The following is a 7,842-nucleotide window of genomic DNA, read 5'->3' as shown; positions in this document are numbered from 1 at the left end:
GCCTGGTCCCTGCGGTCCGCGGCGAACGTCGTGCCGTCACATCGTCCACCGCTCTCTGCGTGCGTGCAGCCCGCGAACGCTCGCCGCTCACCGCGCCCGGCAGCGATCCGCTGCTGACGTGCTTGTCGAGGACGTCGTGCAGGTCGGTCATCGGTCCGCCTCCTCGCGCGTGTGCTCGAAACCCAGACTCCCGCCGCAGCCGCGATTCATCGGGCAGAATCCGTCGGATCCGCCCGATCGGCCGACTGCCGGTCACGGGAGACTTCACCCAGGGGCGCGCGCCTTGGCCCCGAGTCCGATGGGAGCAGACACATGACACTCGACGCGCCGCGTACCTTCGATGAACGCCGCAAGGACACGCTCACACGGTTCGAGACCGATGTGGACGTCTGGGTGTCGACGGCGGACGGTACGGGTGTGCCGTGTCTGGTGCCGCTGTCGTTCCTCTGGGACGGCGAGACGTTCCTCCTCTCGACCGCACGTGGCAACCCCACCGCCCGCAACCTGGACGCCAACGGGCGGGCGCGGCTGGCGTTCGGGGGCACGCGGGACGTCGTCCTCGTGGAGGGCACTTCCACGACGGTCGAGGTTGCGGATCTCGGCGATGGGGAAGGGGATGCGTTCGCTGCCAAGACCGGCTTCGAGCCGCGCGACATCCGGTCGTCCTACCCGTACTTCCGTATCACGCCCGTCTGGATCCAGGCCTGGCGCGAGGTCAATGAGATCGCCGGGCGCGATCTCATGAAGGACGGCCGCTGGCTGGGGTGAGGTCTCGACAGCCGTGTTGGACGGTCTGTGCGACCGGCCGGGAACGACGCCACCAGCGGCGCGTGCGGGACGGCGACGGCGGAGGCGATGCCTGGCCCGTCACGGCATCACGGCAGACCTCGCCGACCCGAACAGACCGGCATGGTCGCGCCCTTCGTCGGGGTGGTCACCGCCTGTATCCCCTGCGCCGCTCGCTCCCGATGGTGGGGCCGGTCTGGATGGGCTCGAGGCGGCCTGATCGGTGGATAAGGTGCACTCTGCTGGATTCCGGTCGAATGCCTACCAGTTGATTCCGTCAGGGCTCTGATCTGCGATACATTTTGCGGCCAATAGCACGTAGTTGATCACTAGCACAACCTCTCGTTTTCTATGTGTGGCTGGTTATGATCGGCGTCTCTCAGGTTCCACCGAAACCGGAACGAGCGTCCCCAGCTCCACCCCAGGAGCTGCGCCCTGCCCGGTCGGTGGTCTCTCCAGGCTGCTCCGCTCCCGAGGACTGATGTCTCCCATGGAACCCACAGGGTCGCGAGGCCCCTCGAGGACTCGTCGGCTGCGCACCGTGCGCCTGCGCACGCTTCTCATCTGGCTGGCTGTGGCCCCTGTAGTGGCGATGGGCGCCCAATCCACCGTGACCGCGAACCGGTTGCTGGAGCAGGCCGCGCATCTGCGCGCCGACGTGGAGTCCGGTGAGCGGATCGGTGTGCCCCTGTACAGGCTCATGGTCGAGATGCAGACCGAGCGGACGATGACCGCAGCGCGCTGGGCGGGCTCGTCCGTGTCCGAAGGCGCTGTGCAGAAACAGCGTGCCGCCACGGACCGGGCCGCGGCCGCGGCCCGCCACGCGGCGGGCACCGTGAGCACGGTGTCCGAGGAGGCGGACCGCCGCCTGCTGGAGGTCACGGAAGGCCTCGACGACCTGGACGCCTACCGCGAGCGTACGGACGGCGGCACCGGAGACGCCAACAGTACGCTCGCGTACTACAGCGGCCTGATCGGTCAGATGATCCGCTTCTACCAGGACGAGCTGAGCCAGACCGAGGACAGCCGGATCACCCATGAGAGTCGTGTGGTCGTCGCCATGTTCGCGGCCTCCGAGATGGTCTCCCAGGAGGCCATGATCCTCGCGCAGGCCGGGTCGTCCAGGGAGTTGACCACCTCCCGGTTCGCGGAATTCGTCAACACCGTCGGAGCCCAGCGGTACCTGTACGACACGTCGATCGCACCGTATCTGCCGGAAGCGGAGAACGACCTCTACCTGCAGATCGTCGGCTCGGACGGCTGGCAGACCAAGATCCGCATCGAGAACGCGGTCCTGGCCGAGCACTCGGCCGGCGACGACGGCGTGAAGCTGCCCCGGACGGTCGACGACTGGCGGGCCGCACACGTGAAGTGGGGTCCGCAGCTGAGCACTCTGAATGCCGACCGGTCCCGGGGGCTGCTCGCGCAGGCCGACGCGCGGGCCGCGGAGCTCGAGGCAGAGGTCGCCTGGCTGATCACGGGAAGCGCCGGCGCACTGCTGGTGGTCGTGGTCATCGTCGTGTTCACCACGCGTTCGGTGCTGCGCCGCCTGCGCCGACTCCACGAGCGCACGGTGACCATTGCGGAGGAAACGCTGCCGGAGGTCGTCGACCGACTGCAGCGCGGTCGGCCCGTCGACGCCGAGGCGCTGCCCAGGGTCCGCGGAGAACAGGACGAAGTGGGCCGTATCAGTGATGCGTTCGCGCGTGTCGTGGCCGTGTCCGTCGAAGGTCACAGGCAGCTCGCGGCCGAGCGGCACGGCTTCGGCATGTTCGCCGCGGGCATCGCCTCACGCACCGGAAACCTGGTCAGCCGGCAGCTGAGCCTCACCGAGGACCTCCAGGACTCCTTCGGCCACGACGAAGCACTTCTGGCCCAGTTGATGCGCGCCGACCAGCTGACGGTGGGTATGCGTCGCCAGATCGAGAACCTGCTCATCCTGGCGGGCGGCGAGATCCCCGACCCCCACACCGAACCCATGCGCATCGCCGATCTGCTGCGCGAAGCAGCCGCGGAGGTCGAGGACTTCCGGCGGATCGAGCGACAGGCGCTGGACGAGATCAGTGTGGAAGCTCCCGTGATCAGTCAGACCAGCCACCTCCTGGCCGAACTGCTCGACAACGCGACCCGGTTCTCCCCGCCGCGGTCGAAGGTCGTCATCCGTGCCGAGCTCGTGGCCGACGGGTTGTCGATCGAGATCGAGGACCGCGGCCCGCGGGTCACCCTCGCGAGCTACGAGGAGATGAACGGACGCCTGCACTCGGCCCCGCCGTACGCCGTCCTGGCGGAGAACGCCCACCGGCTGGGACTCTTCGTGGTCGGCCACCTCGCCGACCAGCTCGGGGCCACGGTCACGCTCCGCAGGTCGGTGTTCGGAGGGACGTCGGCCGTGGTGATCCTTCCCAAGGAACTTCTCGTGCCGACCGAGAGCGAACCGGGACCGGCACGCGCGCCGCGGCAGCCGTCGCACGAGCCCGCTGCCGTGCAGCCCGCTCCTGCGCAGCCCGTTCCCGTACAACCCGATCGCGTGCAGTCCGCCCCTGCACCGGGCGGGCCCAGTGACGGCAAGGCCGAGCTGGTGCTGCACAAGGGGTCCGGGCTGCCGATCCGTCCGACGCACGAGCGGCCGCAGGACACGGCGCAGCCCGTTCGCGCCGCCGCACGGGACGGTGACACGCGTCCGGCCCTCCCCGAACGCGTTCCGCGGACCCACATGGTCGAGCAGCTCCGTGAGCCGCGGCACGCGCCCGAGTCGGTGGTCGTGCAGGACGAATCGACCCCCGAAGAGGTGGCCGACGCCTGGGCGGACTACGAACAGGGGACCCAAATGGTGGAAGAACAGCTCCGACAGGATCAGCGATGACGACGACATCCAACGACATGATCTACAGCGTCCTGGACAACAACCTGAGCAGGATCGCCGGCATCAAGGGAGCCGTGCTGCTCTCCAACGACGGGATGATGCTCAACGCCTACATGCTGGACCGGCCGGAGGGGGAGCGCATCGCCGCGGCGTCCTCCGGAATCGCGTCCACGATGAAGGCCATATCCAGAGAGGTCGAAGGCGGCCGGGTGATCCGCCAACTGGTCGAGATGGACGACAGGTATCTCTGCATCGTCGGATGCGGGGAGGGGAGCACCCTGATCGTCGTGACCTCCCGCAAGGCACGGCTGGGGGAACTGGGCGGCGAGGCCGTACGGACCGCGCAGGCGCTCGGTGAATGGCTGGGCACGCCCGAGCGAACCGAGTCGCCCAGTCGTCATGGCTGACGCACCGCACCACGGAGGCCGCCGCCGGACGCGGTTGTACGCCCTGACCGATGGGCGTACAACCGCTTCCCACACCGCGCTGACCATGGACACCACGGTCACGTCGGTGGTTTCCACGGATGCCTGCGACGGCCTGCCCAGCGAGTGGCAGGCCGTCCTGTCCATGTGTACGCCGCCGAACGGCCGGGCAGTTGCCGAGATCGCGGCCCGGATGCACATGCGACTCACTCCCATGATCCTCCTTCTCGGCGAACTGGAGGACCGCGGGCTGATCCGGCACAGGTCGCCCCTGGAAGAGGCCGAGACCACCAATGTCCACGTGCTCATGAGAATCAGGGACAACCTTGCCCGGATATGACACCTCTGCCCAGGACGCGGCCCCCGTCAAGATCTTGATCGCCGGGGGATTCGGCGTCGGCAAGACGACCCTGGTCGAGACCATCTCCGAGATCGAGCCCCTGCGGACGGAGGAGCGGCTGACGGCCGCCGGCGTCGGCGTCGACGACCTCGAGGGGATCGAATCCAAGGCCGTCACCACGGTGGCGATGGATTTCGGCCGCATCACCCTCACCGATGCCGGTGTCGTCCTCTACCTATTCGGTACACCGGGCCAGGAGCGCTTCTGGTTCATGTGGGACGACCTGCTGAACGGGGCTCTCGGGGCGATCGTGCTGGTCGACACGCGGCGCCTCGACCGCAGTTTCCCGGCCGTCGACTTCTTCGAGAGCCGCGGGCTTCCGTTCGTGGTCGGGGTGAACTGCTTCCACGGCGAACAGTCCTACAGCGCCGAGGAGATCAGGGCGGCGCTGCACCTGGGCGACCCGGACACACCCGTCCTCATGCTCGACGCCCGCTCCCGTGAAGACGTGCGCGGAGCCCTGCTCTCACTCCTCGACACACTGATCGCCAAGGCAGGCACGACGGCGCCCGCCTGACGGGGGCCACCGACACCACCACGGCCACACTACCGAGAGGTCGCCTGCGCACCCGGGCCCTGCAACAACGACGTGGTCGATCACCAGGTGGTGTCCATGGAGTTCGCCGACGGCCCGACCGCCACATTCACCATCACCGCATTCACCGAGGCCGCCAACCGCAGGACGCGGATTTTCGGCACCCACGGCGAACTCTCCGGCGACGGCACGAACCTCCGGGTCTACGACTTCCTCAACCGCAGCGAGGAGGCCATCACGCCCGACGAGTACGGGGACATGACCGCCGCGGGCGGCCACGGAGGCGGCGACGCCGGGCTCAAGGACGCCTTCGTCGAAGCCGTGGCCACCGGCAATCCCGACCGGATCACATCGGGTCCGCGGGACTCCCTGGCCAGTCACCTCGCCGTCCTCGCCGCGGAACACGCCCGGCACCAGGGCACCGTCGAGACCGTCCCCGACCTCTCGGACAACGCTCCGACGCCGCCCACGCCGCCCCCCGCGTGACGATCTTGCCGTCCACTGCGCTGTAACAAGCGTGACCCGCATCTCCCCGCGTTCCTGGCTACTGCTGTCCCTGCCCGTCGGCACCCTCCTGGCGCTTGTGGTGCTGCTCATGCTTCCGTCGGTGACGTCTCTGTGGCCCCACAACGAACGCCTCGCCCCCGCAGAGCCGTTGGTCGATCGGGCGCTTCCGGGCGGTGGCACGGCCCAGCTGTCGAAGTGCGGGTCGGACGACGGGCCACGCCCGGCGCCACATGGCGCAGGCGAACGCGATCGCGACCCCCAGCTCGCGTTCGCCAGCTGGGGCGTCCACGACCCCGGTCCGAAGGCGGCAGGCGAACCGACCTTCACCGTCCAGGTGGTGATCAACACCGGCGATCGGCCCCTGGAGCTCGACGCACCCGTGGCCAAGGGCCGGGTGACCGTCGACCTCTACGGCCCGCACGGCGAAGGCCGCCGCGCGAGCGCCCGAGGACTCACCGCGACGGTCGTCGGCAGCGGCTACAGGGCCAAGCCCGTCGAGGTGCCGCCGTCCGGCCGCTTCCGGGTCGCGCCCGGCAAGGAGCTGCGCCTCGACGTGAACGTGCCGGCCGAGGCGATCTGCCCCAGTCGCACCATGGACGACGTGATCTCGTGCACGCCCGAGCACACCAACGACGCCGCGGACTGCCCGGTGATGACCCTCACCCTGTCCGACCCGGCGATCCGCGCGTACCGCGCCGCGGGGGCGGAGGAGGGTGACACCGGGCCTTTCAGCGACCGGCTCGTCGCGGTCTCCCTGGAGCCGGACCTCCGGGTGACGTGAGCCCGTGTGCTGCTGGACATTGACGATTTCCGTCCATGCGGCTGAGTACCTGTACGGATGCGCAGTCAGCCCGCTGCCCCTACCTTGCGGTCATGACGGACAGTCGATCGCCCACTGGGCGTGACCGACGCGCGGCATCGATCGCGCTTCGGGTGCTGGGTGGGCTGACAGCCACACTGCTGGCCCTTGTGGTGGCCCTGCACGGGCTGATCATGGGCCTGGACGGCACCCACTGCGAGACCGTCCACGTGTTCGTCGCGCGATGCGACGCTCTCACCCACTGGACGGTGCGACTCCTGGTGCTGGGAGTGGTACCCATCGGCTGGGTCATGGCCGTCGGCGGGGTCTTCCTGCCGTCCCCGCGCACCAGACGCTACTGGTCGTCAGGAATGCTGGTGCTGCTCACGGGATGGCTTGCCGCCTTCCTGATCGCCTACCGCTAGGAGCGTGTCTCAGTAACCGGCTACCCGCTGCCGGAGTGCACCCGGATGTGCCCACTCACGTACAGCTGAGCAATGCCCAGGATGCCTGCACCGGATTCAGCTCCGCCGTCTGAACGTGCCGGGGGCTGTCCCGTGCGTGCGCTTGAACGCGTTGGCGAAGGCGAACTCGGAGGCGTAGCCCACCTGGGCGGCGACGGATTTCAATGGCGCGTCCGATGCCCGCAGCAGGCGCGCGGCCGTGGTCATCCGCCACCAGGTCAGGTAGCTGAGGGGTGGTTGGCCGATCAGTGTGGCGAAGCGCCTGGCGAACGGTGCGCGGGAAAGCCCGGCTTCTGCGGCGAGTTTCGCCACTGTCCACGGTGCCGCCGGGGCCCGGTGGATGGCGTGGAGGGCGGCGGTGACCGGCGGGTCGTTGAGCGCGGCGGCCCAGCCGGTGGTGTTGCCCCGGGCGGGCTGTTCATTGAACCAGATGCGCAGGATGTACAGCAGCAGTGTGTCCAGGAGCGCGGGGACGGCCGCGTCCGTGCCGAGGCGCGGGTGCTCCAGTTCGGCGGCCAGTAGCCCCACGGCCGAGCGCAGTTCCGGGTGGCGATCCGGGTGCGCGGGGAGGTGGATCCGGTCAGGCAGGTCGCGCAGCAGCGGGTGGGTGCGGGACGGGTCGAGCTGGTAGGCCCCGCAGAGCACGACGGTGACCGGACCGCTGTCTCCGGTCCGGTCGACGCTGTCCGACGCGTAGGGCTCGGACAATCGGGGGTCGTCGGGGCCGCAGGCAGGGGCCGTCGCCAGGGTCTTGGGCCTGTCGGCCAGGGTGTGCCCACTGCCGTGGGGCAGGAACACCACGTCGCCCACGCCCAGCGGGACCGGCTCTGCGTCTGGAGGGAGTAGCCAGCAGGAGCCCTGCAGGATCACCTGACAGCCCGCCGACCCCGGTACGGAGGCGAACTCCTGCCCCCACGGGGCATGCCACCGCACGAGCGCGGACCGAGGCCGGCCGGTTCGCATCACCGCGATGACATCACTGAGCACATCCATGCGGTGAGACTACGCGGGCGAGACGTACGCGTATGAACTGGGCACTCTGCCGCATGGATCGTCTCCGAGT

Annotated in this window: 9 protein-coding genes; 8 read left to right on the top strand and 1 reads right to left on the bottom strand. The window is 69.2% G+C overall.

Annotated elements, in window-relative coordinates:
• The first annotated feature begins 312 nt into the window (after positions 1–312).
• From ABT078_RS30160 to ABT078_RS30125, 8 genes are all read left to right on the top strand, one after another.
• Entirely contained in the window at positions 313–768 is a 456-nt protein-coding gene (locus tag ABT078_RS30160; protein WP_351233225.1) for a pyridoxamine 5'-phosphate oxidase family protein, read from the top strand.
• 559 nt (positions 769–1,327) lie between these two features.
• Positions 1,328–3,649: a sensor histidine kinase gene (locus ABT078_RS30155; protein ID WP_351233223.1), complete on the top strand. Its 2,322-nt coding sequence runs from the start codon at positions 1,328–1,330 to the stop codon at positions 3,647–3,649.
• Positions 3,646–4,056, top strand: coding sequence for a roadblock/LC7 domain-containing protein (locus ABT078_RS30150; RefSeq protein ID WP_351233221.1), 411 nt, complete (start codon positions 3,646–3,648; stop codon positions 4,054–4,056). Before ABT078_RS30155 ends, ABT078_RS30150 begins: the two co-directional genes overlap by 4 nt.
• Positions 4,049–4,414, top strand: a complete 366-nt coding sequence (locus ABT078_RS30145; RefSeq protein WP_351233219.1) for a DUF742 domain-containing protein — start codon at positions 4,049–4,051, stop codon at positions 4,412–4,414. Before ABT078_RS30150 ends, ABT078_RS30145 begins: the two co-directional genes overlap by 8 nt.
• A complete protein-coding gene (locus ABT078_RS30140) occupies positions 4,401–4,991 on the top strand; it encodes a GTP-binding protein (RefSeq protein WP_351233217.1) in 591 nt (196 codons plus the stop codon). Before ABT078_RS30145 ends, ABT078_RS30140 begins: the two co-directional genes overlap by 14 nt.
• A 72-nt stretch (positions 4,992–5,063) precedes the next feature.
• A complete protein-coding gene (locus ABT078_RS30135) occupies positions 5,064–5,495 on the top strand; it encodes a hypothetical protein (RefSeq protein ID WP_351233215.1) in 432 nt (143 codons plus the stop codon).
• A 31-nt stretch (positions 5,496–5,526) separates the two neighbouring features.
• Entirely contained in the window at positions 5,527–6,297 is a 771-nt protein-coding gene (locus ABT078_RS30130) for a hypothetical protein (RefSeq protein ID WP_351233213.1), read from the top strand.
• A 92-nt stretch (positions 6,298–6,389) separates the two neighbouring features.
• A complete protein-coding gene (locus ABT078_RS30125; RefSeq protein WP_351233211.1) occupies positions 6,390–6,740 on the top strand; it encodes a hypothetical protein in 351 nt (116 codons plus the stop codon).
• Positions 6,741–6,836: 96 nt separating this feature from the next.
• On the opposite strand, the gene ABT078_RS30120 is transcribed toward ABT078_RS30125, so the two are convergent.
• Positions 6,837–7,772 (bottom strand): AraC family transcriptional regulator, encoded by a 936-nt coding sequence (locus tag ABT078_RS30120; protein WP_351233209.1) that lies wholly within the window; start codon positions 7,770–7,772, stop codon positions 6,837–6,839.
• Positions 7,773–7,842 lie beyond the last annotated feature (70 nt).

Source organism: Streptomyces sp. NPDC002133 (assembly GCF_040296405.1).
GTDB lineage: Bacteria > Actinomycetota > Actinomycetes > Streptomycetales > Streptomycetaceae > Streptomyces.
This window is presented reverse-complemented; position numbering and strand designations above follow the sequence as displayed.